We start from the raw sequence: 26,322 nt of genomic DNA on the forward strand, positions 1-26,322 counted from the left end.
CCCTTTGGAAAAACGAACGGCCGGATGGCGCTCTTACGCTTTATATGGTTGTGCCATCGCGCTTTGCCAACCGCTTGCCGCATGCGGATCGGCGGAAACCCCGGCGGCTTCGACCAACGACAAACTTGCCGCCAACGCGGCGCCCGCCCTTCCAGCCAACGCGCCGCTCGTCATCGCTTTTGGCGACAGCTTGTATGCGGGGTATCAGTTGGGGCCAAAGGAGGGCTTAGCGCCGCAATTGCAGGCCGCGCTGGGGGCCGATGGGGTTGTCGCGCGCGTCCAGAACGCCGGGGTTTCGGGCGACACGACCGCTGCAGGGCTCCAGCGGCTGACCTATGTGCTCGACAATGCGAAGGTGAAGCCCGCGCTGGTCCTGCTCGGGCTGGGCGGCAACGACATGCTGCGCGGCATCGGCCCCGATCAGACGCGCGCCAATCTCGACGCGATGCTTGCTGAACTCCAGAAGCGCGAGATTCCGGTGCTGCTCACCGGCATGATGGCCGCGCCGAACATGGGCAGCGATTATGCGAAGAAATTCAATCCGATCTATTCCGAACTTGCCGCCAAATATGATGTGAGCTTTTATCCGTTCATTCTCGACAATGTCGTCACCGACAAGGCGCTCATGCTCGGCGACAATATGCATCCCAATGCGAAGGGGGTGACGGTGGTGGCCGAGGGGCTGGCGCCGCTGGTCGAGCAGGCGCTGCCGAACGCGGGATAATTGTCCGTCCTGTCGCGCAGCGATGGGGAGGGGGACCGCGCATCGCCGATGCGTTGGCGGCGGGGCAGCGACGTTGCGCTATCGTCCCTCCGCCAGCGCTTCGCGCTGTCACTTTCCCCTGGCTTCGCGACAGGGAGGAGCTAACGCCCCCGCGGCCCACGCAGGATGATTGCCGCCCCGCCCAGACACACCGCGACGCCGATCAGATCCCAGCGGTCGGGCCTGGCGCGCTCGACCACCCACCGCCATAACAAGGCAGTCATTGTCTAACCGTGACCGGATGACGCGCAAATGAAAAGGGGCGACCAACCGGCCGCCCCTTCCGTTACGTTTCGCTGTTCCGAAGGATCAGAAAGCGAAGCCGACGCCCGCGACGAAGGTGTCGAAGTCGCCGAAACTGTCGATGAACTGGTGACGATATTCGGCCTTGGCGTACAGGTTCTGGCCCAGCTTGTGCTGGTAACCCGCGCCGACATAGGGATCGTCGATGTCGCTGAAGGTGTAGCCGCCGGTGACATAGGCCTTGCCGGCCGCGCCAACCTTGGCACCAACGCGGCCGCCGGCCGAGAACTGGACGTCGGCGCCGTCGATCAGCACCTTGTCGGCAGCACCTTCAACGCCAACAAATGCGGTCGAACCAAGGTCGAAGTCATAGCCGGCGGCAGCGCCGAGCGTGGCTTCGTCAGCACCGTTGCCGGTGATCAGGCCGCCGCGCACTTCGACGCGGCCTTCGCCGCCTTCGGCCGCCATGGCGGGGGTTGCAACGATGGCCGTCAGGAGAGCGGCTGCAACTGCGAATTTCTTCATTTTGTTTTCCTTCTGCTTGGTATGGCCACGCCCTTTGGGTCGCGGTCCGCGCCTTAAATGGCGTTCGCAGCTGTCGCTTCAATGAACGGAAGTGTCATCATGTGACAATTTTCTTACCTGTGTTAATTTTACCACACAGTACAGAATAGCTATGCAGTCGCAATGCGCCGAAATTGGCGCTCAACCGGGGATATGAGGTGAGGCGAATGCGATCCGACGCGGCCGGGCCGCACGCGATTTAGCCTAGCGCGACCTGCTTTTCTTCCGCAATGCGGTCGAGTTCGGCGCGCGTCGGCTTGGTCGCCGCGCTTTTCAGCTGCCCGCACGCCGCCATGATATCGCGCCCGCGCGGGGTGCGGACCGGCGCGGAAATCCCGGCCTTGAAAATCAGGTTGCTGAACGCGCGCACCCGCTCGGGCGACGAACATTCATACATCGCTCCCGGCCAGGGGTTGAACGGGATCAGGTTGACCTTGGCGTGCAAGCCATATTCACGGATCAGCCTGACAAGCTCGCGCGCGTCGTCGTCGCTGTCGTTCTTGTCCTTGAGCATCACATATTCGAACGTGATCCGCCGCGAATTGCCCGCGCCCGGATAATCGGCGCACGCCTTGAGCAGCTCGTCGATGCCATATTTGCGGTTGAGCGGCACGATCTCGTCGCGCACCTCCTTCGATACCGCATGGAGCGAGACCGCGAGGTTGACGCCAATCTCTTCGCCCGCGCGCGCCATCATCGGCACGACGCCGCTCGTCGACAGCGTGATCCGGCGCCGCGACAGCGCGAGGCCGTCGCCGTCCATGACGATTTTCAGCGCGCCCTTGACCTCGTCGAAATTATACAGCGGCTCGCCCATGCCCATCATCACGATGTTGGTCAGGATGCGGCCGTCGGAGGTATAATGGCCGCCTTCCTCGTCATCGTCATCCTCAGGGTCGGGGCCAAATCCTGCCATCGTGCCCTTGGGCCATTCACCCAGCTCGTCGCGCGCCAGCATCACCTGCCCGACAATCTCGCCCGCAGCGAGGTTGCGGACGAGGCGCATCGTGCCGGTGTGGCAGAAGCGGCAGTTCAATGTGCAGCCGACCTGGCTCGATACGCACAGGGTTCCCCGATCGGCGTCGGGGATGAAGACCATCTCATATTCCTGTCCGTCGGCGGCGGCGAGCAGCCATTTGCGCGTGCCGTCGCTCGACACCTGCGCCTCGCGCACCGTCGGGCGGCCGATGATGAAGCGGTCGGTCAGCCACGGGCGCATCGTCTTGGCGATGTCGGTCATCGCCTCGAAATCGGTGACCCCGCGGTGGTACATCCAGTGCCAGATCTGCTTGGCGCGCAGTTTCGCGGCTTTAGCGTCGAGACCCGCCTCGACCAGCACGCCGCCGATCGCGTCGCGGGTCAGTCCGACCAGGTCGATGCGGTTGCCGCCGCGCAAGGGGACGGTGCCCGTGGTGACGGGGTCGATATGGCCGGGAATCTGCATGATGGCCGCGCATATAGGGGGGAAGGGGGGAAAGCGCAATTGTGGCGGGAAATCCCCTCCTGCCTGCGCGAGGGGAGGAGCATCAACCGCCGCCAGCATCCCCAGCACCGCGGCTACATTGCCATTCGCCTCGGCGTTGCGCAGCGCCAAGACATTCTTGTCGCCATCGCAGTTCCTCAGGTGGCATCCACCGCGAGCGGCCAGAAAATCTGCGCGCGCCATTCGATCATCCTGCTGGAGCCGGGCGAGACAGCCGCAGTCAATGATGCTGGGTCGAGCGGAACCGAATTGCTGATCTCGGGACCGGCGCCGACAAGGCCGTCTGGAGCCGAGCAGAACGCGGTCAGACAGCAAGCTGCGATCTGGGCGGGATACCGGGACAAGGGCTGGTGAAATAGGCTGTTCGCCTTTCGCCAGCCCTTGCCCCGGCTTTGCCGATCAGTTCCGGATTGAACTGATCTGGATCACCTGACTGCCCGCGGCGTCGGCGATCGCCAGTTCGGCCTGCCTCGACGCAAGCGCGCGCGTGTCGGTGCGGCACTGCCGAACGTCATTCTTGCCTTTGAGGTCGAAATCCGACGCGGTGCCACATACTTCGACAACCGCGCGCCAGATGCGGCGATCGAGGCTTTTGGCACCCGCCTCGGTGCGCAGGTCGAGGTCGCGGTGCTGGACAGCGACGCTCGGGTTCGCGGGCGGCGATTGCGCGAGGACGGGCTGGCCAACCGAGGTGGCGGCCAGCGCGGCGAGGATCAGAAGCTTTTTCATCTCATGTCTCCATCGGCCGGCTGTAGAGGAGGGGAGGAAGCCGGTGGAGAAGCAGATAATCGATCGCACGCGGGCAAAGGAGCAACGAGTTTGCGTTGCCATTCTGCAAAATTGCAGAATGAGCCCCGGCGGATTATGACGCACAAGACGCCATGTATGATTGGAACGACCTCAAAGCCTTTCTGGCCGTTGCCGAGACCGGCAGCACCCTGTCCGCGGCGCAGTCGCTGCGCGTCAGCCAGACGACCGTCGCGCGGCGTATTGCGGCGCTCGAGGAAGCAACCGGCCTCAATCTGTTCGAGCGGCGCCAGGCGGGCTACGCGCTGACCCCGGTCGGCGAGGCGATGCTGGGGAGCGCTGCGGCGGTGCGCGAAGCCGCCGACCGTTTTGGCGAAGCGGCAAGCGCGTCATCGCGCGATGCGGGTGGCACGGTCAGCCTGACGACGATGGAAATCTTCGCGGTGACCATCCTGCCGCCGATCCTGCGCGATCTGCGCGCCGAACATCCGGGCATTCACATCCAGCTCGACACCGCAGACGAGCCGCGCGATCTGGCGAGCGGCGCCGCCGACATCGCGATCCGCAGCAGCAAACAACCGACCGGCGCGGGGTTGGTCGGTCGGCGGATCGCCGACAATCCGTGGACCGTCTACTGCAGCCGCGACTATGCTGACCGCCATGGCATCCCGCACAGCCGCGAACAACTGGCCGCGCACCCGTTTATTGGCGGCGGTGGCGGCGTGTGGGAACCCTATCAGGCGTGGCTGCGGCAATATGGGCTCGAGACATCGGTGGTGATGCAATATGACACCGGTACCGGCCTGCTTGCCGGGGTGCGCTCGGGCATGGGGCTCACCATCTTGCCCGCCTTCATTGCTGACCGCGAACCCGACCTGATCCGCTGCATCCCGCCCAAGAGCGAGGATACCACCGGGCTGTGGCTGCTCGCCCACGAGCGGCTGCGCCATGTGCCGCGAGTGCGGTTGGTGCTCGATTTTCTGGCGGCGGCGTTGACCAAGCTGGCGCGCAGTTAGCGCCCCAGCGCGGCCGCGACCGCAGCATCGACATGCAGCGCCAGCGTGTCGAACAGCGGCACCGCGCTGTCGTCATCGCCGACCAGCAGCATGATTTCGGTACAGCCGAGAATGATCGCCTGCGCGCCGCGATCGACGAGCGCCGCGATCACTTCGCGGTACCGGTCGCGCGATTTGGCGTTGACGACGCCCCGAACCAGTTCGTGGTAAATGATCCGGTGGATCGTCTCGCGCCCCGCATCGTCGGGAACGATCACCTCAATCCCCGCTTGCGCCAACCGCTCCTTCAGAAAATCCTGCTCCATCGTAAAGGCGGTGCCGAGCAGGCCGACGCGGCGGAGGCCCGCCGCCCTGATCGCCGTGGCAACGGGGTCGGCGATATGGATCAGCGGGATCGGCGAGGCGGCCGCGACCGCATTGGCGCAGCGGTGCATCGTGTTCGAGCAGATGAGGAGAATGTCGGCGCCGCCGCGCGCGAGCTTCACCGCCGCCTCGACCATCGCGCGGTCGAGTGCCGGCCAGTCGCCTCGCGCCTGCAATGCTGCGACCGGCGCAAAATCGAGCGAGTGCATCAGGATGTTCGCAGCGTGCAGTCCGCCGAGCTGCTCGCGCACCTGGCGATTGAGCCGCCGGTAATATTCCGCGGAGCTTTCCCAGCTCAAGCCGCCGATCAGGCCGATTGTCTTCATTGCGTCATGTCCGTCGAGAAATCGCTGTCATCCAATATGGCGCCGATTTTGCCTGCAGGGCGATGACGAGCGACACATTTTTCCTGCTGGCAATTACCGACGCCCTTCCGCACTCAACGCCCGCGCGCAAAAGCGATTTGCGCGTGACGTCGCGCAGAAATCGGTCCCTTTTCCCAATAGCCTCACCGCAGCTTCGCGCATCCCAATGCCGCCGCATCGATCGCCGTCGCCGCGCCGCGCAGGCGATAGGTGTCGGCGATCGCGCCGCCGCTGGCGGTGCTGCTTGCGACGCTCATGCTGGGGGCCGATCGCATTGCGGCGACGATCGCGGCATCCATCCGGGGATCGCCGGCCCAGCCATGCGCGCCGTTGCCGGTCAGGATGAAGCGGCGGCTGCCGATCGTCAGGCGCAGGTCGCGCCCCGGCGGGCGCGCTTTCGACAGGCGAACGTAGAATTGGCCGCGGATGCGCGATTTGGGCCAATAACCGACGCTGGCATAGGCTTTCACCTGCGGGGTACCGATCGTCGCCGAGGGCGCGGCGAGCGCGTAGCAGCGCGGGGTGGCGGGGTCGCGGAACGCGCCCCAGCCGTCGAAAATGCCGAGCGCCGTCGGGGCGGCAGCGAGCGCGGCGGCGGGCAGCGCCGCCAGTATCAAGAAAAAGTAGGTCCAGCGCCGCATCGCGCCTTCGTTCGCGCGATTGGCGATGCTTTGCAAGCATGGCTTGCACGTGCCGACGCGTGCGTTAAGGAAGGTGGGCATTTTCAGGGGCCGGGAATCGGGGGAACGAATCGCCTTCGATGGCGGCCCTTTCAGGGACTTCTCCCGCGGAACACAGGGATGGCGGATTAGAATGAAAGCGACGATCGAACGCGCAGTGTTGTTGAAGAGCCTTGGCCACGTCCAGTCGGTGGTCGAGCGGCGCAATACCATTCCCATCCTGTCGAACGTCCTGATCGAAGCCGACGCGTCGGGCCAGCTTAAGCTGATGGCGACCGACCTCGACCTGCAGGTCGTCGAAACGATCGCGGCAAAGGTCGAAACCGCGGGAACGACGACGGTGTCGGCGCATACTTTGTTCGAAATTGCGCGCAAGCTGCCCGAAGGCGCCGAGGTTAGCCTGGCCGCCGCCGAGGGCAAGATGCAGGTCAAGGCAGGCCGCTCGAACTTCAACCTGCCGACGCTGCCGCGCGACGATTTCCCGGTGATCGCCGAGGGCGACCTGCCGACCAATTTCGAACTGCCGGTGGCAGAACTGATCCAGATCATCGACAAGACGCGCTTCGCGATCTCGACCGAAGAGACGCGCTATTATCTGAACGGCATCTTCCTGCACGTCGCCGAAGACGCGTCGGGTCCGGTGCTGAAAGCCGCGGCGACCGACGGCCACCGCCTCGCGCGCTACACCGTGACCCGCCCCGAGGGCGCAAACAGCATGCCCGACGTCATCGTGCCGCGTAAATGCGTCACCGAAATCCGCAAGCTGCTCGACGAGGCCGAGGGAAATGTCGAAATCAGCCTGTCGGCGAGCAAGATCCGGTTCCAGCTCGGCAACGCGATCCTGACCTCGAAGCTGATCGACGGCACCTTCCCCGATTACAGCCGCGTCATCCCGACCGCAAACGACAGGTTGCTCAAGGTCGACCCGAAAAGCCTGTATCAGGGCGTCGACCGCGTTTCGACGATCGCCAGCGAAAAGACCCGGGCGGTCAAGGTCGGCCTCGACAAGGATCGCATCACCCTGTCGGTGACCAGCCCCGAAAACGGCACCGCGGCGGAAGAGGTTGCGGCAGTTTACGACAGCGAAGCGATGGAAATCGGCTTCAACGCGCGTTACCTCAGCGACATCCTCGGTCAGGTCGATGGCGACACGGTCGAACTGCATCTCGCCGACGCCAACGCCCCGACCCTGATCCGCGAAAGTGAGAAAAGCCCGGCGCTTTACGTATTGATGCCGATGCGGGTGTGACAATGCGGCTGCCGGCAAGCGTTTTGCTCGCTATTGCCGTAGCAGCTTCGCTCTCCTTGTCCGCCTTGGCAGCGGAGCCATTTGGCTTCTCCGATCAGGATCGTGCCGACGTCAACTGCCTTGCCGCAAGCAGCATTGCACTGGGCAACGCGGCGGCGAATGGCGCTCCGGATTCGGCCGAGGCTGTCGGGATAACGACCGTTCTCACCTATTTTCTTGGAAAGTTGAAGGGTCGGCACGCCGACTTACGCGTCGCAGACGTCTTGACGCCGGCCGTCTATCAGGCGCTCACCCCAATATTGGTGACCGAGGCGCAGCGATGCGGCGCCGAGGCAATAATGATAGGTGGCGAATTGGAGCGGGCAGGCAAGCTCTTGAGCGCCGCGCAAGATGCTCCTTCCACAAGGCGCAATGGCACCTAGCTGCCGCGCGTCAGGGCTTACCCAGCCTTCGCCACCCGCCAGATCACCCCGCCGGTGTCGTCGGCGACCAGCGCACTGCCATCCTTGGCGACCTTCACATCCGCTGGACGGCCGCGCGTGGTCTTGCCGTCCTTGCCGAGAAACTGATCAAGCAGCGTAACGGGCAGGGCGTCGACGGGTTTGCCGTTGGCCCCAAACTTCACGAACACGATGCTGTAACCCGCCGCCGGTTCGCGGTTCCACGACCCGTGGAGCGCGATCAGCGCTCCGTTCGCCCAGCGCTCGCCCAGATCCAGGCCCTGGGTGAAGGTCATCCCCAGCGGCGCGACATGCGCGCCCAGGCCATAGTCGGGGCGCTTGACATATTGGCGGCGATCCTCCGCCTCGGGCTCGACGCGCGGGTCGACGAAGCCGCCCCAATAATACCAGGGCCAGCCATAAAAATCGCCCTCGGTCACGTCGGTCAGATAGTCGGGGACCAGATCGCTGCCGAGCATGTCGCGCTCGTTGACCACGGTCCACAGTCGGTCGCTGCCGGGATAGAAACCCAAGCCGACGGGATTGCGGATGCCGGCGGCAAAGGTGCGGATATATTTCTGCTCAGGCCGAACTTCGAGCACGCTGGCGCGGCGGAATTCGCGGTTCATGCCCTTTTCGCCGATATTGCTGTCGGCGCCGACCCCGATGTAGAGCCAGCCGTTGGGTGCGGCGGCCAGACTCTTGGTCCAATGACGGTTGGTCCCTTTGGCGGGCAGGTCGACGATCTTGGCCGACTTGCCGCTCATTTTCGTCTCGCCCGCCACATAGGGGAAGGCGAGCAGCGCGTCGGTGTTGGCGACATAAAGCGTGTCACCGACCAGCGCCATGCCATAAGGCGAGTTGAGACCAGTGATATAGGCGGTCTTGACCTCGGCCTTGCCGTCGCCGTCAGCGTCGCGGAGCAGGGTGATGCGGTTCGCCGAAGGGCGACGACCGGTACCGCCCTTGGTCATCAGATTGCTCATGACCTTGCCCTCGATCCCCGAGGTATCGCGCGGCGGACTCTGGGCTTCGGCCACGAGTACGTCGCCATTGGGCAGCACGAGCATGGCACGCGGGTGATCGAGCCCTGCGGCAAAGCGCGCAACGGCAAGTCCCTGCGCCGCTCGCGGCGCTTGCGCCGCGGGCCAGCCGGTTGCTTCAGGGACGTTAATGGTTGGAAAGGTTTCGGTCTTTTGCGACGCCATCACCGGCACCCGGCCGCTCAGTTCGGCGGTCGAGAAGCGCGCTACGTCGGGGCGCGACATGACGTACAGCGTCACGCCGCCGATCACGATGAGCAGCAGCAGGGCGAGGGCGACATATTTCAGGATCTTGCGCATCGCACTTTCCTACACGGACGAAGCGCGGCGGCAAAGAGGCGAAACGCGTTCATCGAGACAAGGCTTAGGGTTAATAAATTTGCGGGTACGATTAACCTTACCCAAATCTTCATCACGGTTGGGAACGGCGCGGTGAGGCGTGCGCTTTAGGAGAACGGTTCCAAGGCAACGGACAGGGACTCCATGCATCTGCCTGCACCATTTCTGACCGATCGCGCAGCGGTCGAAGACGCCCATGCGCTGATCCGCGTGCATGGCGAAGAGGCGGGTTTCGCTGCCGCTGCGCGCGCCGAGCAATATCGCGTGCTGGGCAACCACGTCCATTTCGCGCGCTGGCGCCAGATCGAACGCCTGATCACCTATCTGGCGGTCGAGGACATTCTCGACACGGTGCATTGAGGGTCAGCAACCCAATTTTTTGCGTCATTGCGAGCGAAGCAAAGCAATCTCGAGCGATCGGCCTAGCGCCAAGCCGAAGGCTGGCGATTGCTTCGCTGCGCTTGACTCCTCGCAAGGACGACCAATTCTAGAGCCGCAGGGCCGCGGTTTCGGGCAATCCCGCCATGATGTTGAGATTCTGGACACAGGCGCCGCTCGCGCCTTTCCCCAGATTGTCGAGCTGCGCGATCAGCCGCGCTTGGCTGGCGTCGGCGTTGGCGAAGACAAACAGCTCGATCCGATCATCGCCGGAGTGCGAGGCGCGGAGCAGCATTTCGCTGTCCTTGGGCGCGTCGCCCATAACCACGATCGGGCTAGCGGCATAAAAATCGGCGAGCGCGGCGCGCAGCGCATCCGGCGCTCCCGCCTTTGGCATTGCCGTCAGCGGCAGTTGCACGTCGACCACCATGCCGCGATGCGCCGGGATGACCGATGGCGAAAACAGCGGGGCGATCGACAGGCCGCAGTGCGCCTGCATCTCGGGCACATGCTTGTGGCCGAGCCCCAGCGCATAGCCGCGCCAGGCGATGTCGCGGTCCTGCTCGAAGCGTTCGATCAGCGCCTTGCCGCCGCCCGAATAGCCGCTAACCGCGTTGCAGGCGTAGGGCCAGTCGGCGGGAAGCAGTCCGGCGCGGACGAGCGGCGCGATGAGCGCGATGAAGCCGGTCGAATAGCAGCCGGGGTTGCTGACCCGCGCCGCGCTGGCGACCGCGTCGTGCCCGCTGATCTCGGGAAAGCCATAGACCCAGCCTGGCGCCACACGGTGCGCGGTCGATGCGTCGATGACGCGGGTGCGGCCATTGGCAATCATGGCGACGGCATCGCGCGCGGCGTCGTCGGGCAGGCAAAGGATGACGAAATCGGCGTCGTTCAGCGCCTCGCGCCGCGCCTTTGCGTCCTTGCGCCGCGCGTCGTCGATTGCCAGCAGCGAAAATTCGCTTCGCCCCGCGAGCCGCTCGGCAATTTCCAGGCCCGTCGTTCCCGCCGCGCCGTCGATGAAGACCGTCTGTGCCATGATTTATCGCAGTCGTTTATACCCGCTCACCGGCGGGTCGTGATCCTTGGCGGCCGAACGTGCGATGACGTCGGCCAGCGGTTCCGCTTTCACCGCCATCCATCGTCGGCTGGCGTGGATGATTTGGCGCTCGTCCGCCATGATCCCGACATGGCCGGGAAAGAACACCAGGTCACCGCGCGCGAGCGCCGAGGGATCGATGTCCTTGTCGGCGCCGAGTGCTGCGAGCTGCAAATCGCTATCGCGCGGCAATTGAATTCCGGCCGCCGCCCAGCTCAGCTGGACCAGCCCCGAACAGTCGATGCCCTTCGCCGTGCGGCCGCCCCACAAATAAGGGGTGCCGATCAGTTCCTCGGCGCGGCCGGCGGGGTCCCCATCCTCGTCGCCGACCTCGACCAGCGCGGCGAGCGGCAGATAGCCGTGCGCCGTTGCGAGCCACTCTCCCTCGGCCTCGCCCATCACCAGGGCGCCGCGCGGCAGGACCGCGGGGCCACCGCTGGCGGCGTCGGGCGCGTTATGCAGGATGGCTTCGATCATCTCGACGCGGTGGGTCGGCGCAATCGGCGCGGCGAGCGCATCGGCGGACAAATAACCGACATAATGGTCGGCCAGGCAATAGCCCCATGCCCAGCCGCCGGTCAGGTCGAGTAGGGCAAAGCCTTCGCCAAACAGCAACTCGCTGGTCTGGTCGGCGTCGAGCGACGGCGATCCGCGTAGCACCGCGGCGGGCAGCACGCCGCTGCGCATCATCGGCGCGGCATAATGCGGCGCGAAATGCTGACCGGCGACGGCAATGTCAGCGAGGTCGGGGCGGATCGCGACGATGCGCGGATCATAGGCCTGCGACGTGCCGGTCAGGCCAAAGCGGTCGCGGCCCGCGCCGACGGCGCCGGGGCGTCCCATGCGGACGCGATGTGCCGCTGAATTTTCGCCGCTTTGAGCTGTCACCTGTCGTCCCGTAAATAGCTGTTGCGCGCCCCCGGCGGACAATCGGGCGCCATTAGACCAGCCGGACGCGCTTTATCAAGAATGTTCAGGCCTTGCCGCGCCGGTCGTAACGTGCCTGCAGCATCGCCCACGCGGCGCGCAAGCCCAGCGCGGCGCCGCCTTTAGGGCGACCGGGCTTCGCCGACGGGCGCCAGGCAAAGGTATCGACGTGCGCCCAGGCGACGCCGTCGGGTATGAAGCGCTTGAGGAACAACGCGGCGGTGATCGTCCCGGCAAAGGCCGAGCTGCCTGCGTTGCCAAGGTCGGCGATGTCGGTTTCGAGCAAATCGGCATAGCCGTCCCACAGCGGCATCCTCCAAACCGGGTCGTCGCGTTCGATCCCTGCGGTCAGGATGGCCTCCGCCAGCGTGTCGTCGTTCGCAAATAGCGGCGGCAGGTCGGGGCCAAGCGCAACGCGCGCGGCGCCGGTCAGCGTCGCGAAATCGATGATCAATTCGGGCTTGGACTCGCCCGCCTTCGCCAGCGCATCGCCTAGCACCAGCCGGCCCTCGGCGTCGGTGTTGCCGATTTCGACTGTCAGGCCAAGGCGGCTTTTCAACACATCGCCCGGGCGAAACGCATCGGCGGAAATGGCATTTTCCGCTGCCGCCACCAGGCAGTGCAGCCTCACCGGCAGCCCGCTCGCCATAACCAGTTCGGCAAGCGCCAGCACATGCGCGGCGCCGCCCATGTCCTTTTTCATCAGCCGCATGCCAGACGCCGGCTTGATGTCGAGCCCGCCGCTGTCGAAGCTGATCCCCTTGCCGACCAGAGCGACGCGCGGGTCGCCTTCCTTGCCCCATTCGATCTCGATCAGCCGCGGCGCGTGATGCTTCGCTGCGGCGCGTCCGACGGCATGGATCATCGGATAGCCGTGTTCGAGCGCCTCGCCCTTGGTGACCGTCAGCTTGCCGCCGTGCGCCTTGGCGATGCGTTCGGCCGCCTTTTCAATTGCCGACGGACCCATGTCGGCGGCGGGGGTGTTGACCATGTCGCGCACGAGTGCGGTCGCGCGCATTTCCGCCACCAGCGGCGCAATCGCGCCGACGTCGCTGGTCAGCAGCACCCGCGGCCCCTTGGTCTCGACCTTGGCCCGATAGGCGTCGAAGCGATATTGCGCGCTCATCCACCCGAACATGGCCTTGCCAGGTTGCTGGCCTTCGAGGCGATAGCGTCCGGCGGGCAGGATTTGTCCCAGCTTGGCGAGGCACCAGGCCGACAGGCTGTCGGTCTTGGCCACCGTGGTGACCACGGCCCATTTGTCGGGATCGTCGCCCGGCAGGATCGCGTGAACATAGGCGTCGGGTTTGAAGCCGACCGCAGCAAGGTGCGCGCGTTCGCGGGCGCTGCGGCCCTTGAGCCATTCGTCATAGCTCTTTTTGTCGACAAGATGGATCGGACGGGCGTCCTGCCCCTTGTCGGGCTGGATCAGGTCGGAATAGTCGGTCATGGCAGCGGTGCTAGGCCGCCGTGGATATTTTGTCGATTCCCCGCGTTATCCTGGCATGACAACCGCAACACGCAACGCCGCCATCCTGCTGCTCCTGACCGGCGCCGCGCTCCTTTCCGGCTGTACGGATGATCCGCCCACGCCCGCTGAGCAGGCGGCGGCGGCAGCGGTTCCCGGTGCCCCGCCGGGCGCCGCCGCCGATGCACAAGCCAAAAACGCCGCGGCGTCGAACGTCAAGGAAAGTAACGACCTCGTCGAATTCGCTTATGCCTATCCGCGTGAGGCGGCGGCAATCACGGGGCTGGCGGCGTGGCTCGATAACGACCGCGCGACGAGGCGCGACGCGCTGATCGCGACGGCCCGGCGCGACAAGGCGGCGGCGGAAAAGACGGGCTTCCCCTATCGCCCGCATAGCCATCTTCAGACCTGGCAGCGGGTGTCGGACACGCCGCGCTTCCTCAGCCTTTCGGCGGAAATCCAGACCTACACCGGCGGCGCGCACGGCATGACCAGTTTTGCGACGTTGTTGTGGGACCGCAACCGCGCGAAGCGGCTGCAGCCGCTCGACCTGTTCACGAGCGGCGAAGCGTTTGACGCCGCGATCCGGGAGCGATTCTGCTCGGGGATCAAGCGTGCCAAAGCGTCCAAGGGCATCGTCGCCGAGGAAGCGCCGGACAGCCCGTTCGGCAAATGCCCGCCCGCATCTGCGCAGACAGTTTGGCTCGGCTCGTCCGACGGCCGCTATCTCGACCGCATGACGATCGCCATCGCGCCGTATGAAATCGGCCCGTTTGCCGAGGGCAGCTACAAGATCAATGTGCCAGTCACCGGTGCGCTCGTCGGTGCAGTCAAGGACGACTTCAAGCGCGACTTCCTCCCCATCAATTGAAACCGAAGGACAGCATCATGGCGAAACAGCCCAAGGCCGGCAAAGTCGGCGAAAGCGCGAAAGAGCAAAAGGGAAAGGCGAAGGCCGCAGCGAAGCTGCGACGCGAAGTCGGATCGGGCAAGACGATTGCCCGGCCGCCATCGGATCGCGAAGTCGAGCTCGACCGCCCGCCGAAATGGCAGCCGCGCTATCCCGGTTCGGGCCGGCTTGAGGGCAAAGTGGCGATCGTCACCGGCGGCGACAGCGGCATCGGCCGCGCCGTCTGTGCACTGTTCGCGCGCGAGGGGGCTGATATCGCGATCGTCTATCTCGACAACCGGGCGGACGCGGTCGAGACCGCGGCAATCGTGGAGGCAGAGGGGCGCCGCGCCATCGCGATCAAGGCCGATGTCGGCAAAGCAAAGTCGGGCGAAACGATCGTTGCGCAAACGGTCGCGAAGCTGGGGCGGCTGGACATCCTCATCAACAATGCCGGCGAGCAGCACCCCGCCGAAGACATTCGCTCCATCAGCCCTGATCAGTTGCAACAGACCTTTGCGACGAACATTTTCGGCATGTTCTATCTCGTGCAGGCGGCGCTTCCCCACCTCAAAAAAGGCGCCGCTATCGTCAATTGCACCAGCGTCACCATGTATCAGGGGTCGGGCGGGTTGCTCGATTACAGCGCCACCAAGGGCGCGATCACGGCGTTTACGCGCTCGCTCAGCGAAAATCTCGTCGAGAAAGGCATCCGCGTCAACGGCGTTGCGCCGGGGCCGATCTGGACCCCGCTCAATCCGCGCGGCGGCGCCCCCGCGGACAAGGTCGCGACCTTTGGCGAGGACACGCCGATGAAGCGACCCGGCGAACCGAATGAGGTCGCGCCCTGCTTCCTGTTCCTCGCCTGCGACGACAGCAGCTATATGTCGGGCCAGGTGCTGCATCCCAACGGCGGCACGATCGTTAATGGGTAGGGGTATTAGCCAATAGCGGGGGAAGGCGGGAGACGGATCATGCCAGCCAAATCCAAGGCGCAGCAAAAGGCGGCGGGCGCCGCGCTCAGCGCCAAGCGCGGCGATACGCCGAAATCGAAACTCAAGGGCGCATCGAAGCAGATGGCCGAAAATATGAGCGAGGCCGAACTCGAAGATTTCGCGTCAGGCTCGGCCAAGGGCAAGCCTGACCATATCGACTGATTATTCGGCGGCTTCCAACTCGGCGGGTATCGAAACCAGCGACCGCGCATTGCCGAATGCCAGCACCCCGTCGTCGATAGCGCCGGTCTTCATGTCGATGCGGTCCTGGATGTAATTCTGGTTGAGCCGCCACGGCAGCTTGTCGGCGTTTTTCGGCATGATGTGCAGCGAGCGTTGGATATAACCCGATGAGAAGTCGAAAATATTCTCTTCGGTCAGCGCCGCCGGGTCGGCGAGCGCCGGGGTCGCCACGGTCGTGCCTGTCGCTCGCATATGGTTCAGCACGCGGCAGACATATTCGGCGACGATGTCGGCGCGCAGCGTCCAGCTGGCGTTGAGGTAACCGAACACCGCTGAGAAATTCGGGACGTTCGAGAACATGCACGCCTTGTAATAATAATGCTCGCTCCAGTCGACGAGCGCGCCATCGACGCGCACCGGAATCTTGCCTGCGACGGCGAGTTTGAGCCCGGTTGCGGTGACGATGATGTCGGCGTCGAGATGCTGGCCCGACTTCAACTGGATGCCGGACGCGTCAAAGCGCTCGATATGATCGGTGACGATGGATGCCTTGTCGGCCTTCATCGCGTTGAAAAAATCGGCGTCGGGAACCAGGCACAGGCGCTGGTCCCATGGATTATAAGGCGGGGTGAACGCCTTTTCATCATAGCGCTCGCCGAGCGCGTCCTTGATCTTGCCGGTCAGGAAATCCTGACCTTCTCGGGCTTTTCGCGCGCGGCGAAAACCGATGTCTTGCAGCTTCACATTCTTGAAGCGCGTGATCTTATAGGCGAGCTTTTCAGGCAGGACCTTGCGCAGGAAATTGGCCAGGGCATCCTTCGCCGGCCGGATGAAATACCAGGTCGGGGTGCGCTGGAGCATTGTTACATGCGCGGCCTTGTCGGCCATCGACGGGACGATCGTGACCGCCGTCGCGCCTGACCCGATCACGACGACCCTCTTGCCCGTATAATCGAGATTTTCGGGCCAGAATTGCGGATGGATGATCTGGCCCTGAAAATCTTCGCGCCCCGTGAAGCTGGCGTCGAACGGCTCGTCATAATCATAATAACCAGCCCCGAGGTAGAGCCAGCGCGCGGTGGTCGTCGACGTTCCGCCCGCATTGTCCTCCAGCGTGACCGTCCAGCGCGCCGCCGCACTGTCCCAATCGGCGCCGACCACCTTGCGGTCGAAGCGGATGCGCTCGCGGATATGGCGCTCGTCGACGATGCGATTGAGATATTCGAGAATCGCAGGGCCGTCGGCGATCGTCTTTTCATGCTTCCATGGTTCGAACACGAACCCCAGCGTGTGCATGTCGCTGTCCGATCGGATGCCGGGATAACGGAACAGATCCCAGGTGCCGCCCAGATTGGCGCGGCGTTCGACGAGTGCGAAGCTGCGGTCTGGACTATACTGCTGGAGATGGACCGCCATGCCGATGCCCGAGATGCCGGCGCCGACGATCAGCACATCCTGATCGACCGGTGCAGCTTTCGTCTCTGCGGCGCGTTCCCTCGTCGCGGTACCTGCCATCATCCTGTCTCCCGGCTATGTTTGACGTCAGCTTACGCACCGCGTTGCATTTTGCAATCGAATTGACGTTAACGGAAAGCGGCGCCGCGACGAAGCCCGCTTGTCGCTGTCATATTATTGTCATAGAGGCGTAACGCTTTTGTCACCTTGGCCCCCATGGGCGATAAACTTCCGGAAAAGGTAGAGTCTGTGCGTCAGATCGCTGTCCTCCCTTATCGATTCGGCGGATCGGCTCAGGATGGTCCGACCGAAATTCTGCTGATCACGTCGCGCGAGACGAAGCGCTGGGTGGTGCCGAAAGGCAATCCGCTGTCGGGCATGACGCGCCACGCCGCCGCCGCTGTCGAAGCCGAGGAAGAAGCCGGCGTCACCGGCGCGGTATGTCCGACCCCGATCGGCAGTTATGAATATCGCAAGCGGCGCGCGAACGGTGCGTCGATCATGTACAATGTCGAAGTCTTTCCGCTCGCGGTGACCAACGAGCTCACCGACTGGAAAGAAATGGATGAGCGCGAGCGCAAATGGTTCTCGTTCCGCGATGCCGCTTCGGCGGTAGACGAGCCCGATCTACAGGCACTGATCCGTTCGTTTGGCGATGGCGGCTTTCGTGCCGTCGCCGCGCCGAGAAGCGCCACCCAGAATGTTGCAGAAAAAGCCGGAGTAAGCTGGATGTTCGCATGGTTTCAGCGTTTGCTGCCGCGACAGGGAAATTTCTTTGAATTGTTCGAAAGCCACGCGGCGACGCTGGTGGCGGGCGCGAACGCCTTGTCGCGGATGCTGCAGGGCGGCGAGGGCATGGCTGACCATGTCCAGGAAATCATCGAGCGCGAGCATGACGCCGACGCGATCACTCGTGAAGTGTTGCAGACCGTTCGCCGGACTTTCCTGACCCCGTTCGACCGCAGCGCGATCACCGATCTGATCGCTTCAATGGACGATGCGATCGACGAGATGCAGAAAACCGCGGGCGCGGTCGACCTCTACGATGTCACCGAATTCGAGCCCGAGATGCGCGATATCGGCGGCATCATCGTCGACGCGGCGCGGCTCACCGCCGAAGCCTTGCCGCTGCTGCGTAACATTGGCGCCAACGGGCCGCGGCTCCACGAACTGACCGAACGTCTGGTTCGGATGGAGGGCCATGCCGACGAAATCCATGCGGTCGGACTCAAGCGGCTGTTCCGAGAGCATGGCGAAGCCAACCCGACGCGTTTTCTGATCGCGCGCGAGCTGTTCCGTCACCTCGAGCGCGTCACCGACAGTTTCGAGGATGTCGCGAACGAGATCGACGGCCTGGTCATCGACCACGCATAAGCGGGGGCGCCAACCATGCACGAACTCGCTTTCCCGCTTCTCGTCGGCCTCGTCATCCTGGCGCTGGCGTTCGACTTCCTCAACGGTCTGCACGATGCCGCAAACAGCATTGCGACCGTCGTCGCAACGCGGCTGCTCCGGCCGGTGCAGGCGGTGCTGTTCGCCGCTTTCTTCAATTTTGCCGCCTATTTCCTGTCGATCATCTTTCCCGAACTGCACAAGGTTGCCGAGACGATCGGCAAGGGGATCATCGACAAGGATCTGGTGACCCCCGCGGTCGTGTTCGGCGCGCTGGTGGGCGCAATGTTCTGGAACATTGTCACCTGGCTGAAAGGTATCCCGTCCTCGTCGAGCCACGCGCTGGTCGGCGGCATCGTCGGCGCCGGGGTGGCGCATGCCGGGTTTGAGGGAATCGAGTGGACCGGGCTCAACAAGACCGTGATCGCGATCTTCCTCTCGCCGATGCTCGGCATGCTGCTGGCGATGCTGGTGATGCTGCTCAGCAGCTGGGCGCTGCGCCGCGCTACCGCGAATTTCGCAGAGAAGACGTTTCGCCGTCTCCACCTGCTGTCCTCGGCCGCCTATTCGATCAGCCACGGACTTAACGATGCGCAAAAGACGATGGGGATCATCGCGGTACTGCTCTATTCGACGGGCTATCTGAAGGGCGAGTTTCATGTCCCGCATTGGGTGGCGTTCAGCTGCTATGTCGCCATCGCGCTCGGCACGCTGTCGGGGGGGTGGAAGATCATCGAGACGATGGGCGGGCGGATCACCAAGCTGTCGCATCATCAGGGCTTTGCCGCATCGACCGGCGGGTCGATCATGGTGTTCACCGCCAGCCTGCTCGGCATTCCGGTGTCGACGACGCACACCATCACCGGCAGCATCATCGGTGCCGGCGTCGCCCGCCGGGCGAGCGCGGTGCGCTGGGGCGTCGCCAGCAATGTCGTCGCGGCGTGGTTCATCACCATCCCGGCCAGCGCGATTGTCGCGGCGACCTTCTATGGCATCACCCGCCTGTTCTGATCATTTCGCGGGCCGATAATCGACGCTCGCGCCGCCGAACATCCGCACCGGCAGGTACAGCCCGTTGCCATAGGCCTTGATCTGCCCAATCTCGAAACCATCGACCCGGGTGCGGATGACAAAGGCGCCCTCGCGCCGCTGGTCGACGGCGTGCTTGATCTTGCCCTGCAGTTCGCCAAGGTCGCGCGCGAAATTCTGCGTCAATGCATCGGCGATCAGCGGGGCAAAGCCCGGGCTTTGCCCAAGCGTGATGAGCAGATCGCCGCCGACCCCATTGGTGTCGCCGTTGATTACCAGATCGGCGAAATGCACCTCGGCCGACCCCGGCTTGTTGACGGGAACCGCCGTCATCCAGATGCGGCCGCGGGTCGGCTCGCCGCTGCGGTCGGCCAGTCGCATCGCGACATCGACACCCAAAGCGATGCGTCCGTCGGGCGCGCCATAGATCGTCGATTTGCCGAATTTGACCGTCATCGGTCCGACCTTGGGCAGGTCGAACGGCCGCGCCGACCGCTTGAGCAGCGCGCGATCGACGACGGGCTGAAGCTGGGCATAATCGGCGAGCACCGGCACCCGTACGTCGAGGAGCGGCTTGGGCGCGGCGCGGACCATGTTCGGCAACGGGGTCGGCGTCGGATCGGTCGGGCGACCCGAAACAAAGGTCTCGGTAATCGCCTCAAGCCCGAGGTTGAGCCGCAGCTGCTGCCCCTCCATTCGATATCCGCCGTAAAGGATGCGCTTCGGGGTGACGCGCATCCACACCGGCGGCTTGTCACGGTTGAGTTCGAGCGCGGTGAAGCTTTGCCGCCACACCTCGGCCGCCTGATTGCGAATGTCGATGCGGGCGATCTCGCGGTTCACTTCGCGCTCGACGTCGCGCACGACGGGTTTCAGCTTGGCATCGGCTTCATCGGTAAAGATGATGCGGCGCCCAAGAAAATCGATCCCCGGTGCCTTCGTCCAGCCATAACTGATCCGCGCCGTGCCGCGGGTGCGCCAGTCGGGGGTGATGTCGATCTTGATCCGCGCGTGCGCCATCGCGGCGCCGGTCGCGGTCTCGCCCTTCAGCACCCCGCCAACGTCGCGCGCCGCGATCGTCGCGTTCAGCGGCACATCGACGATCATCTCGTCGCCCACCCCGCGCAGCCGCAAAGGACCGCGCGTGACCCGCCCGACGATCGTGCAGGCGATGGGAGGCGTGACCTTGACCTTCTTGCCAAACAGCTTGACCTGCTGCGGCTTGACGCACGCGCGCTCGCGCCGGTTGATCGTCCACAGCGTCTTTGGCACCGCGCGTTCGAGCGCCTGTTTGAGCGCAGTCGTGTCGGCGTTGATCGGCACTGCAATCAGCGACTTTTGCGTCGGCGAGGGCGCCTTGTCGGTCGCGCGCGGCGGGGCTTCGACGGCGACCTTGCGGTCGCAGGCGGCGAGCGCGGTCGCCGCTACGATCGCCACGGCTATTGAGTTGATCGCCCGCATGTCTCAGCCCCCGAAAGATGGTCCCGTGGTAACACCAATCGGTAAAGGCCGTTCCAACAAATCAAATGTTCAGAGTGAGACAACCCCAAACAGATCATGTTCGTCGGCGTCTTCGATCGCGACATCGACGATATCGCCCGCTTTCAACGTCGCTGCGACATCGCGAAGATAGACATGGCCGTCGATCTCGGGGGCATCGGCCTGTGAGCGGCCGGTCGCGCCGATGCTGCCCTCGTCATCCGCCTCGCCGACTTCGTCGATGATCACCGGCAGCGTGCGGCCGATTTTGGCTGCGAGTTTCGCGGCGCTGATCGCCGCGGTCTTCTCCATGATGCGCTGGTAGCGCTCTTCCTTGAGCGCTTCAGGCACCTGATCGTCGAGCGCATTGGCCTGCGCGCCCGCGACGGGTTCGAAGCGGAAGGCGCCGACGCGGTCGAGCTGCGCTTCGTCGAGCCAGTCGAGGAGATATTGGAAATCGGCTTCGGTCTCGCCGGGAAAGCCGACGACAAAGCTCGAGCGGATCGCGATGTCGGGCGCAATCGCGCGCCAGTTCTTGAGGCGCTCGAGCACCTTCGCTTCGTTCGCGGGGCGCTTCATGCGCTTGAGCACGCTCGGGCTCGCGTGCTGGAAGGGAATGTCGAGATAGGGCGTCAGCAGCCCCTCGGCCATCAGCGGGATGACCGCGTCGACGTGCGGATAGGGATAGACATAGTGCAGGCGAACCCAAGGGGCATTGCCTTCGGGGGTCCGAAGATGACCAAGGTGGCGCGCCAGGTCGGTCATGTGGGCGCGCACCTGCTCGCCGTGCCACATGCGACTTTCATGTTTCGTATCAACGCCATAGGCCGAAGTGTCCTGGCTGATCACCAGCAACTCCTTCGTTCCCGCGGCGACGAGCTTTTCGGCCTCGCGGAGCACCGCATCGATGCGGCGGCTAACGAGTTTGCCGCGCAAATCGGGGATGATGCAGAACGAGCAGCTGTGGTTGCAGCCCTCGGAGATCTTCAGATAGCTGTAGTGGCGCGGCGTCAGTTTCAGTCCGCCCTCGGGAACCAGATCGACGAACGGACCCTGGGTCGGCGGCGCGGCGTCATGGACCGCATCGACGACCTGTTCGTACTGATGCGCGCCGGTGACTGCGAGCACGTTCGGGAAGCGCGCGCGGATGACATCGGCTTCATTGCCCATGCAGCCGGTGACGATGACGCGGCCATTCTCGGCCATCGCTTCACCGATCGCCTCGAGGCTTTCTTCCTTCGCCGAGTCGAGGAAGCCGCAGGTGTTGACGAGCACGACGTCGGCGCCGGCATAGTCGGGCGACAGGCCATAGCCGTCGGCGCGCAGCTTGGTGAGAATCCGTTCGCTGTCGACGAGCGCCTTGGGGCAGCCGAGCGAAACCATGCCGACTTTCGGCTGGGAGGGGAGGGTTTTGACTGTCATGATTGCCGGCGCGCATAGGGGATTTTTTGGGGTTTGTCACCTCCGTGCTGCGTTCCCTCCGGAAAAGCGAGAGGTCCGGGCTGGGCGGCCGCCGCAGGCGGCTGGCGTTCGTTCGGCGCGCTGCGCTCGCTGCCACCCCTGACCTCTCCCTTTCAGGGCGAGGGACTTTGATGCAACGTATCCGCGACAATCCGCCACACCTTGGGATTGATCCCCAACCCCAGATGCGTGCCGTCGACTTTGATGTTGCGCGCCTGGTCATTGTAGATGTCGACTGCAATGTCCGGCCCGACGATGCCGTCGCGCTCGGAGTAGATCACGGTCAGCGGCTGGGGCAGGCCCTGGAGGTTGCGCGCGTGGATCTCGCGCTCGATCGCATCGAAGTCGCGACCCGCAAAGCGCTGCGCGAGCGCGGTATATTTGGGGCCGCCGATGATCGGGGTACCCATCGTGATGATCTCGCGGACGAGTTTCGGGTGCGCGCGCGCAGTTTCTCGCGCGATGACGCCGCCAAGGCTCCAGCCGACCAGGGTGAGCGGCGCGCCGTCGGCCTTGACCCAATCTCTCGCCTGCGCTGCAAAGCGTTCGACGTCGGCGGCGACGCGACCTTGGTTGCGGCCCATGCCCCAGTCGCGGACATGATAGCCGAGATGGCGCAGATAGGCTTCGAGTGGCCGCATCGAGAGTTCGGACGCGCCATAGCCGGGGAGCAACACGACGGGTCGCCCGTCGCCGCGCGGGGCGCCGATGAGGTGATAGCCCGACAGGCCAAAGCGCAGCATATCGAGCGGCAGCATGAGTTCGCCGAGCTGCGCCAACCGGCTCGGGTGCTTCAACCCTTGGGGAAGCGGAACGTCGCGGGGCATCGCCTTCTCCCTGTCATCGGCCGACAGCTTGGCGTATTGTTGCGGCATTGCAAGCGGATAGGAAGACGAATGATGATAGGCGTTTTCGCCGCGATTTCAGCGGCAATTGCGGTGGCGGCCGGCGCGTTCGGCGCGCATGGCGCGGCGGGGCAGCAGGAAGCCGAGTGGCTGCGCACCGGCGGGCTTTACCAGTTGATCCATGCCGTTGCTGCGCTGGCGATCATGGGCGTAGCGCGGGGTCCGGCGATCATGCTGCTGAGCGGCGCGGCGCTGTTTGCCGCGACGCTCTATGCGATGGCGCTCGGGGCGCCGCGGTGGCTGGGCGCGGTGACACCGATCGGCGGCAGTTTGCTGATCATTGGCTGGCTGTGGGCGGGCTGGATATACTGGCGAAGCTAGGATCCGGACCCTAATCGTCGTCGACGCTCGCTTCGCTTTCTTCGCAGCGGATGACCTCGACGATCATGTCATCCGGGGCGAGGCGCCGGGCCTCGGGCTCCCAAAAGCCGTAAGGCTTGCCGCCGCGATAAATGCGCAGCCCACGGCCTTCGCTGGCAAGCTCGTCGATGCTGCGGCCGATTTCTGCGGCAGTGACGGGTCGTTCGCGCAGCTGGACGCGCCCGCCGATGCTGGCAAGGTCGGCCATATAGTCGGCAACATGCGCGCCCTGCGCCGATCCGGCGAGCAGCAGGCCGGTGAAGCTGACCGGGTTGATGACATTGCTTGCGCCCGCCTGACGCGCCAGAATTTCATTGTCCTGGGCGCGGATCACCACGCTGATCGGCACTTTGGGCGATAGGTGGCGAACGGTCAGCACCATGAGGATCGAGCTGTCGTCGCGCCCCGCCGACACCAGCACCGCCTGCGCCCGCCCGATATGGACGTCGATCAACGTGTCGTCGTTCGATGCGTCGGCCTGGAGCACGTTGCAGCCGATCGCCTCGGCCTCTTCGATCCGCGAGGCCGACTGGTCGATCACCACGATGCACGCCGGGTCGGTGCCGCGCGCGATCAGTTCCTTGACGGCTTCGCTGCCGCTGACGCCGAAGCCAAGGACGACGATATGGTCGGTGAGCTGTGCCTGGATGCGGGCCATGCGCCATTTTTCCCATGTGCGTTTGAGGACGAAATTATAGGCGGTGCCGACAAAGATAAAGAGCACCGCGATGCGGATCGGGGTGACGATCACCGCCTCGATCAATCGCGATCGGTTCGAAATCGGCGCGATGTCGCCGAACCCCGTCGTTGTCACCGAAATCATCGTAAAATAGACGACGTCGAGAAAGCTGATGTGGCCGTCGTGATGGTCGATCAAGCCCTCGCGGTCGATCCAGTGCACCAGCACGACAATGCCGATCAGGAAAAAGGCGAGGCTGAGCCGCGCCCCGACATCGGCCCACACCGGCCATTTGCTCGCGCGCTTCAGGGGCTGGGAGCGATGTTGGAGCTTGAGCTTTTGCGTGGGGCGTTTGCTCATCGGGGCGGCAGTTGCTTCATCGGATCAACGGGTAAGCGATTTTTTCGCAGCTGGAAATGGAGTTGCGACGTCTGGACCTGACCGGTCGCTCCGGCGCGCCCGATAACGTCGCCCGTCCGAACCGCCTGACCGCGTTGCACGTCGATGCGCGCCGCATGGCCATAGGCACTGACCCAGCCGCCGCCATGGTTGATCAAGATCAGCCCGCCATAAACCCCAATCTGGTCGCCGGCATAAGCGACCACGCCAGCGGCGGTGGCGCGGATCGGGGTGCCCGCGGCGGCGGCGATGTTGATGCCGTCGCTGACCTTGCCCGGCGCGAGCGCGCCGAAGCGCGCGAGGATCGGACCCTTGAGGGGCCAGGCGAAGCGGCCGGTGAACGCGGCCGGGGCGGCGAGCGCGGTGGTCACCGGCTGGCGCGGCGCGGTGCTGCCCGTGGCGGGGCGCGCGGTCTCGGCGAGCGCGGGTTGGCTGCCGGTGACGATGTCGTCAATGTCGAGGGTGAAGGCGGCGGCGCGGGCGCCGACATTGACGGGGCCACCCGGTGCCGACCGCGCATTGGCGGGCAGACGAAGCCGCTGGCCGATGCGCAGGATATACGGGTCGGCTAGTGCGTTGATCGTGATGATCTCGCCCCATTCGGCGCCATAGGCGCGCGCGATGCTGATCCCGGTCTCGCCCGCGCCGACGCGGTGGTAAAGGCCGGCGGGGATGCGGATCTGCTGGCCGGGGTGCAAGATGAAGGGCGGGGCGAGGTCGTTCTCGAGCGCAAGCGCTTCGGATCCGGCGCCGTTCCTCTCGCCGATCGTGCGCAGCGTGTCGCCGGGGCGGACGGTGTAGAGGTCCGCGCTGACGCGCACGGCGTTGGTCGCGGCGGTTTTGAGCGTCCAGGTCGGCCGGGCATCGCCGCCGACGACATCGCTGGCCGCCTGGCGTTCGAAGTCGAAGCTGTCGGAGATCGGCGGCGCTACTTGCGCTGCGGCGACCAGGCGTGGCGGCGGGGCCGGGGCTGCGGGGATGCAACCGGCAAGCAGCACCGCGCCCAGCAACACCCCGACATGATGTCTGATTTCCCCCACGCGTTTTCTTTGCCAAAGCCGCGATGCGGTGGCTAGCCGATTTCCTGGCTGAATCCTCTCTGTGGCGTAGCGATGAGGAGAATCTTGTCAGACCGCGTAAGCACCCCGCAACGCCGCCAGCGACGCATCATGCGTCAGGTCGAGCTGGAGCGGAGTGACCGAGATGTAGCGGTCGTCGATCGCCTCAAGGTCGCTGTCGTGCCCCGGCGAATGTTCGATGCCGTGCAGGCCGAACCAATAATAGCGATAACCGCGCGGGTCGGTGCCTTCGACGATCGAGCCGCGGCCATAATCGTGGAAACCCTGGCGGGTGACGCGGATGCCCTGCACCTCGGCGGCGGGGATCGCCGGGAAGTTGATGTTGATCAGCGTGCGCGGCGGCATATCCATCGCCAGCAGCGGGCGCAGCACCTGCACCCCCCATGTCTCGGCAGGCGCGAATGGCACGGTGTCACCCATGCCTTCCTTGGCATAGACCTGGCTGAGCGCGATCGAAGGAATCCCCGCTAGCGCGCCCTCGATCGCCGCCGACACGGTCCCCGAATAGGTGATATCGTCGCCGAGGTTGGCGCCGCGATTGACACCCGACAGGATCAGGTCGGGCTTGTCGGGCATCAGCTTGCCGATCGCCATCATCACCGAGTCGGTGGGCGTGCCGCTGCACGAGAAGCGCCGCTCGTCATGCTGGCGGATGCGGACGGGACGCGAGAGGGTGAGCGAGTGACCCGCGCCCGACTGTTCCTCGGCGGGGGCGCACACCCAGATGTCGTCGGAAAGCTGGCGCGCGAGCGTTTCGAGAATAGCAAGGCCGGGGGCGTGGTAGCCGTCGTCGTTGGTGAGGAGGATGCGCAAGTTTCGGTCTTTCTCTCTTCGTCATGTCGGACTTGATTTG

At 64.6% G+C, this 26,322-nt stretch carries 28 protein-coding genes and 1 pseudogene; 12 read left to right on the forward strand and 17 right to left on the reverse strand.

All coding sequences use genetic code 11. The features are described 5' to 3' along the window. Nucleotides 1-4: 4 nt before the first annotated feature. Nucleotides 5-724 (forward strand): arylesterase, encoded by a 720-nt coding sequence (locus IPF76_RS20225; RefSeq protein ID WP_293847477.1) that lies wholly within the window; start codon nucleotides 5-7, stop codon nucleotides 722-724. A gap of 140 nt (nucleotides 725-864) precedes the next feature. On the opposite strand, the pseudogene IPF76_RS20230 reads toward IPF76_RS20225, so the two are convergent. The 3 genes and pseudogenes from IPF76_RS20230 to rlmN all read right to left on the reverse strand — a co-directional run. Then, nucleotides 865-978, reverse strand: a pseudogene (locus tag IPF76_RS20230) (hypothetical protein); the annotation flags it as partial. Nucleotides 979-1,072: 94 nt separating this feature from the next. Continuing rightward, entirely contained in the window at nucleotides 1,073-1,531 is a 459-nt protein-coding gene (locus tag IPF76_RS20235; protein WP_293847478.1) for a hypothetical protein, read from the reverse strand. A gap of 238 nt (nucleotides 1,532-1,769) precedes the next feature. Further along, nucleotides 1,770-3,014, reverse strand: coding sequence for a 23S rRNA (adenine(2503)-C(2))-methyltransferase RlmN (gene rlmN, locus IPF76_RS20240; protein ID WP_293847479.1), 1,245 nt, complete (start codon nucleotides 3,012-3,014; stop codon nucleotides 1,770-1,772). Between rlmN and IPF76_RS20245 the strand changes: the two genes are divergently transcribed. Further along, nucleotides 2,997-3,407, forward strand: a complete 411-nt coding sequence (locus tag IPF76_RS20245; RefSeq protein WP_293847480.1) for a hypothetical protein — start codon at nucleotides 2,997-2,999, stop codon at nucleotides 3,405-3,407. The two genes, rlmN and IPF76_RS20245, sit on opposite strands and share 18 nt — an antisense overlap. Nucleotides 3,408-3,452: 45 nt before the next feature. On the opposite strand, the gene IPF76_RS20250 is transcribed toward IPF76_RS20245, so the two are convergent. Further along, nucleotides 3,453-3,782 carry a UrcA family protein gene (locus IPF76_RS20250; RefSeq protein ID WP_293847481.1) on the reverse strand — a complete coding sequence of 110 codons (330 nt, stop codon included), beginning with the start codon at nucleotides 3,780-3,782 and terminating at the stop codon, nucleotides 3,453-3,455. Between the two features lie 152 nt (nucleotides 3,783-3,934). Between IPF76_RS20250 and IPF76_RS20255 the strand changes: the two genes are divergently transcribed. Next, nucleotides 3,935-4,816, forward strand: coding sequence for a LysR family transcriptional regulator (locus IPF76_RS20255; protein WP_293847482.1), 882 nt, complete (start codon nucleotides 3,935-3,937; stop codon nucleotides 4,814-4,816). On the opposite strand, the gene IPF76_RS20260 is transcribed toward IPF76_RS20255, so the two are convergent. After that, complete coding sequence (locus tag IPF76_RS20260) at nucleotides 4,813-5,505, reverse strand: aspartate/glutamate racemase family protein (RefSeq protein WP_293847483.1); 693 nt, start codon at nucleotides 5,503-5,505, stop codon at nucleotides 4,813-4,815. The two genes, IPF76_RS20255 and IPF76_RS20260, sit on opposite strands and share 4 nt — an antisense overlap. A 182-nt stretch (nucleotides 5,506-5,687) precedes the next feature. Further along, on the reverse strand, nucleotides 5,688-6,185 hold the full coding sequence (locus IPF76_RS20265; RefSeq protein ID WP_293847484.1) for a hypothetical protein: 498 nt from the start codon (nucleotides 6,183-6,185) through the stop codon (nucleotides 5,688-5,690). A 172-nt stretch (nucleotides 6,186-6,357) separates the two neighbouring features. Between IPF76_RS20265 and dnaN the strand changes: the two genes are divergently transcribed. Together dnaN and IPF76_RS20275 are read left to right on the forward strand one after the other, a co-directional pair. Next, nucleotides 6,358-7,473, forward strand: coding sequence for a DNA polymerase III subunit beta (dnaN, locus tag IPF76_RS20270; protein ID WP_293847485.1), 1,116 nt, complete (start codon nucleotides 6,358-6,360; stop codon nucleotides 7,471-7,473). A gap of 2 nt (nucleotides 7,474-7,475) precedes the next feature. After that, a complete protein-coding gene (locus IPF76_RS20275; RefSeq protein WP_293847486.1) occupies nucleotides 7,476-7,895 on the forward strand; it encodes a hypothetical protein in 420 nt (139 codons plus the stop codon). Nucleotides 7,896-7,912: 17 nt separating this feature from the next. Here IPF76_RS20275 and IPF76_RS20280 read toward each other — a convergent pair whose 3' ends face one another. Further along, nucleotides 7,913-9,256, reverse strand: coding sequence for a sorbosone dehydrogenase family protein (locus tag IPF76_RS20280; protein WP_293847487.1), 1,344 nt, complete (start codon nucleotides 9,254-9,256; stop codon nucleotides 7,913-7,915). A gap of 183 nt (nucleotides 9,257-9,439) precedes the next feature. Between IPF76_RS20280 and IPF76_RS20285 the strand changes: the two genes are divergently transcribed. Further along, nucleotides 9,440-9,655, forward strand: coding sequence for a hypothetical protein (locus IPF76_RS20285; protein WP_293847488.1), 216 nt, complete (start codon nucleotides 9,440-9,442; stop codon nucleotides 9,653-9,655). Between the two features lie 127 nt (nucleotides 9,656-9,782). On the opposite strand, the gene argC is transcribed toward IPF76_RS20285, so the two are convergent. The 3 genes from argC to IPF76_RS20300 all read right to left on the reverse strand — a co-directional run bounded on the left by argC (nucleotide 9,783) and on the right by IPF76_RS20300 (nucleotide 13,146). Next, the gene (gene argC, locus IPF76_RS20290; RefSeq protein ID WP_293847489.1) at nucleotides 9,783-10,709 is read right to left on the reverse strand and encodes an N-acetyl-gamma-glutamyl-phosphate reductase; all 927 of its coding nucleotides are present in this window, start codon (nucleotides 10,707-10,709) and stop codon (nucleotides 9,783-9,785) included. Between the two features lie 3 nt (nucleotides 10,710-10,712). Then, the gene (locus IPF76_RS20295; protein WP_293847490.1) at nucleotides 10,713-11,657 is read right to left on the reverse strand and encodes a C40 family peptidase; all 945 of its coding nucleotides are present in this window, start codon (nucleotides 11,655-11,657) and stop codon (nucleotides 10,713-10,715) included. A gap of 85 nt (nucleotides 11,658-11,742) precedes the next feature. Continuing rightward, nucleotides 11,743-13,146 carry a leucyl aminopeptidase family protein gene (locus IPF76_RS20300; RefSeq protein ID WP_293847491.1) on the reverse strand — a complete coding sequence of 468 codons (1,404 nt, stop codon included), beginning with the start codon at nucleotides 13,144-13,146 and terminating at the stop codon, nucleotides 11,743-11,745. Between the two features lie 55 nt (nucleotides 13,147-13,201). Between IPF76_RS20300 and IPF76_RS20305 the strand changes: the two genes are divergently transcribed. From IPF76_RS20305 to IPF76_RS20315, 3 genes are read left to right on the forward strand one after another with little or no spacing between them, the layout of a single operon-like run. Next, nucleotides 13,202-14,035 carry a DUF4163 domain-containing protein gene (locus IPF76_RS20305; protein WP_293847492.1) on the forward strand — a complete coding sequence of 278 codons (834 nt, stop codon included), beginning with the start codon at nucleotides 13,202-13,204 and terminating at the stop codon, nucleotides 14,033-14,035. Nucleotides 14,036-14,052: 17 nt separating this feature from the next. After that, nucleotides 14,053-14,988 carry an SDR family oxidoreductase gene (locus IPF76_RS20310; protein WP_293847493.1) on the forward strand — a complete coding sequence of 312 codons (936 nt, stop codon included), beginning with the start codon at nucleotides 14,053-14,055 and terminating at the stop codon, nucleotides 14,986-14,988. A 39-nt stretch (nucleotides 14,989-15,027) separates the two neighbouring features. Beyond that, entirely contained in the window at nucleotides 15,028-15,210 is a 183-nt protein-coding gene (locus tag IPF76_RS20315; RefSeq protein WP_293847494.1) for a DUF3008 family protein, read from the forward strand. On the opposite strand, the gene IPF76_RS20320 is transcribed toward IPF76_RS20315, so the two are convergent. Then, complete coding sequence (locus IPF76_RS20320; protein WP_293847552.1) at nucleotides 15,211-16,746, reverse strand: NAD(P)/FAD-dependent oxidoreductase; 1,536 nt, start codon at nucleotides 16,744-16,746, stop codon at nucleotides 15,211-15,213. It lies immediately after the preceding gene. Nucleotides 16,747-16,935: 189 nt separating this feature from the next. Between IPF76_RS20320 and IPF76_RS20325 the strand changes: the two genes are divergently transcribed. Together IPF76_RS20325 and IPF76_RS20330 are read left to right on the forward strand one after the other, a co-directional pair. Then, entirely contained in the window at nucleotides 16,936-18,060 is a 1,125-nt protein-coding gene (locus IPF76_RS20325) for a DUF47 family protein (RefSeq protein WP_293847495.1), read from the forward strand. Between the two features lie 15 nt (nucleotides 18,061-18,075). Next, nucleotides 18,076-19,089: an inorganic phosphate transporter gene (locus tag IPF76_RS20330; RefSeq protein WP_293847496.1), complete on the forward strand. Its 1,014-nt coding sequence runs from the start codon at nucleotides 18,076-18,078 to the stop codon at nucleotides 19,087-19,089. Here IPF76_RS20330 and IPF76_RS20335 read toward each other — a convergent pair whose 3' ends face one another. From IPF76_RS20335 to IPF76_RS20345, 3 genes are all read right to left on the reverse strand, one after another. Continuing rightward, nucleotides 19,090-20,568, reverse strand: coding sequence for a DUF4403 family protein (locus IPF76_RS20335; protein WP_293847497.1), 1,479 nt, complete (start codon nucleotides 20,566-20,568; stop codon nucleotides 19,090-19,092). A gap of 69 nt (nucleotides 20,569-20,637) precedes the next feature. Beyond that, nucleotides 20,638-22,008 carry a 30S ribosomal protein S12 methylthiotransferase RimO gene (gene rimO, locus IPF76_RS20340; RefSeq protein WP_293847498.1) on the reverse strand — a complete coding sequence of 457 codons (1,371 nt, stop codon included), beginning with the start codon at nucleotides 22,006-22,008 and terminating at the stop codon, nucleotides 20,638-20,640. A 152-nt stretch (nucleotides 22,009-22,160) separates the two neighbouring features. Continuing rightward, a complete protein-coding gene (locus IPF76_RS20345; RefSeq protein WP_293847499.1) occupies nucleotides 22,161-22,874 on the reverse strand; it encodes an alpha/beta hydrolase in 714 nt (237 codons plus the stop codon). A 72-nt stretch (nucleotides 22,875-22,946) separates the two neighbouring features. Here IPF76_RS20345 and IPF76_RS20350 point away from each other — a divergent pair, with 72 nt between their 5' ends. Continuing rightward, entirely contained in the window at nucleotides 22,947-23,273 is a 327-nt protein-coding gene (locus IPF76_RS20350; RefSeq protein WP_293847553.1) for a DUF423 domain-containing protein, read from the forward strand. Nucleotides 23,274-23,283: 10 nt separating this feature from the next. On the opposite strand, the gene IPF76_RS20355 is transcribed toward IPF76_RS20350, so the two are convergent. The 3 genes from IPF76_RS20355 to surE all read right to left on the reverse strand — a co-directional run bounded on the left by IPF76_RS20355 (nucleotide 23,284) and on the right by surE (nucleotide 26,282). Beyond that, nucleotides 23,284-24,351 (reverse strand): potassium channel family protein, encoded by a 1,068-nt coding sequence (locus IPF76_RS20355; protein ID WP_293847500.1) that lies wholly within the window; start codon nucleotides 24,349-24,351, stop codon nucleotides 23,284-23,286. After that, the gene (locus IPF76_RS20360) at nucleotides 24,348-25,430 is read right to left on the reverse strand and encodes a M23 family metallopeptidase (RefSeq protein WP_293847501.1); all 1,083 of its coding nucleotides are present in this window, start codon (nucleotides 25,428-25,430) and stop codon (nucleotides 24,348-24,350) included. The genes IPF76_RS20355 and IPF76_RS20360 overlap by 4 nt, the downstream gene beginning before the upstream one ends. 87 nt (nucleotides 25,431-25,517) lie before the next feature. After that, entirely contained in the window at nucleotides 25,518-26,282 is a 765-nt protein-coding gene (gene surE, locus IPF76_RS20365) for a 5'/3'-nucleotidase SurE (protein WP_293847502.1), read from the reverse strand. Between the last annotated feature and the right edge of the window lie 40 nt (nucleotides 26,283-26,322).

The organism is Sphingopyxis sp. (assembly GCF_016704835.1).
In the GTDB taxonomy this organism is placed as follows: Bacteria; Pseudomonadota; Alphaproteobacteria; order Sphingomonadales; family Sphingomonadaceae; genus Sphingopyxis.

Excerpts from the sequence above, each read along its gene's own strand:
- IPF76_RS20265 (WP_293847484.1), bottom strand. The coding sequence starts at position 6,185 with ATGCGGCGCTGGACCTACTTTTTCTTGATACTGGCGGCGCTGCCCGCC.
- IPF76_RS20335 (WP_293847497.1), bottom strand. The coding sequence starts at position 20,568 with ATGCGGGCGATCAACTCAATAGCCGTGGCGATCGTAGCGGCGACCGCG.
- rimO (WP_293847498.1), bottom strand. The coding sequence starts at position 22,008 with ATGACAGTCAAAACCCTCCCCTCCCAGCCGAAAGTCGGCATGGTTTCG.
- IPF76_RS20245 (WP_293847480.1), top strand. The coding sequence starts at position 2,997 with ATGGCCGGGAATCTGCATGATGGCCGCGCATATAGGGGGGAAGGGGGG.
- IPF76_RS20235 (WP_293847478.1), bottom strand. The coding sequence starts at position 1,531 with ATGAAGAAATTCGCAGTTGCAGCCGCTCTCCTGACGGCCATCGTTGCA.
- IPF76_RS20305 (WP_293847492.1), top strand. The coding sequence starts at position 13,202 with ATGACAACCGCAACACGCAACGCCGCCATCCTGCTGCTCCTGACCGGC.
- IPF76_RS20355 (WP_293847500.1), bottom strand. The coding sequence starts at position 24,351 with ATGAGCAAACGCCCCACGCAAAAGCTCAAGCTCCAACATCGCTCCCAG.
- IPF76_RS20300 (WP_293847491.1), bottom strand. The coding sequence starts at position 13,146 with ATGACCGACTATTCCGACCTGATCCAGCCCGACAAGGGGCAGGACGCC.
- IPF76_RS20345 (WP_293847499.1), bottom strand. The coding sequence starts at position 22,874 with ATGCCCCGCGACGTTCCGCTTCCCCAAGGGTTGAAGCACCCGAGCCGG.
- IPF76_RS20285 (WP_293847488.1), top strand. The coding sequence starts at position 9,440 with ATGCATCTGCCTGCACCATTTCTGACCGATCGCGCAGCGGTCGAAGAC.
- IPF76_RS20320 (WP_293847552.1), bottom strand. The coding sequence starts at position 16,746 with ATGGCAGGTACCGCGACGAGGGAACGCGCCGCAGAGACGAAAGCTGCA.
- IPF76_RS20255 (WP_293847482.1), top strand. The coding sequence starts at position 3,935 with ATGTATGATTGGAACGACCTCAAAGCCTTTCTGGCCGTTGCCGAGACC.
- IPF76_RS20310 (WP_293847493.1), top strand. The coding sequence starts at position 14,053 with ATGGCGAAACAGCCCAAGGCCGGCAAAGTCGGCGAAAGCGCGAAAGAG.
- IPF76_RS20260 (WP_293847483.1), bottom strand. The coding sequence starts at position 5,505 with ATGAAGACAATCGGCCTGATCGGCGGCTTGAGCTGGGAAAGCTCCGCG.
- IPF76_RS20330 (WP_293847496.1), top strand. The coding sequence starts at position 18,076 with ATGCACGAACTCGCTTTCCCGCTTCTCGTCGGCCTCGTCATCCTGGCG.
- argC (WP_293847489.1), bottom strand. The coding sequence starts at position 10,709 with ATGGCACAGACGGTCTTCATCGACGGCGCGGCGGGAACGACGGGCCTG.
- IPF76_RS20250 (WP_293847481.1), bottom strand. The coding sequence starts at position 3,782 with ATGAAAAAGCTTCTGATCCTCGCCGCGCTGGCCGCCACCTCGGTTGGC.
- IPF76_RS20315 (WP_293847494.1), top strand. The coding sequence starts at position 15,028 with ATGCCAGCCAAATCCAAGGCGCAGCAAAAGGCGGCGGGCGCCGCGCTC.
- rlmN (WP_293847479.1), bottom strand. The coding sequence starts at position 3,014 with ATGCAGATTCCCGGCCATATCGACCCCGTCACCACGGGCACCGTCCCC.
- dnaN (WP_293847485.1), top strand. The coding sequence starts at position 6,358 with ATGAAAGCGACGATCGAACGCGCAGTGTTGTTGAAGAGCCTTGGCCAC.
- IPF76_RS20350 (WP_293847553.1), top strand. The coding sequence starts at position 22,947 with ATGATAGGCGTTTTCGCCGCGATTTCAGCGGCAATTGCGGTGGCGGCC.
- IPF76_RS20280 (WP_293847487.1), bottom strand. The coding sequence starts at position 9,256 with ATGCGCAAGATCCTGAAATATGTCGCCCTCGCCCTGCTGCTGCTCATC.
- IPF76_RS20275 (WP_293847486.1), top strand. The coding sequence starts at position 7,476 with ATGCGGCTGCCGGCAAGCGTTTTGCTCGCTATTGCCGTAGCAGCTTCG.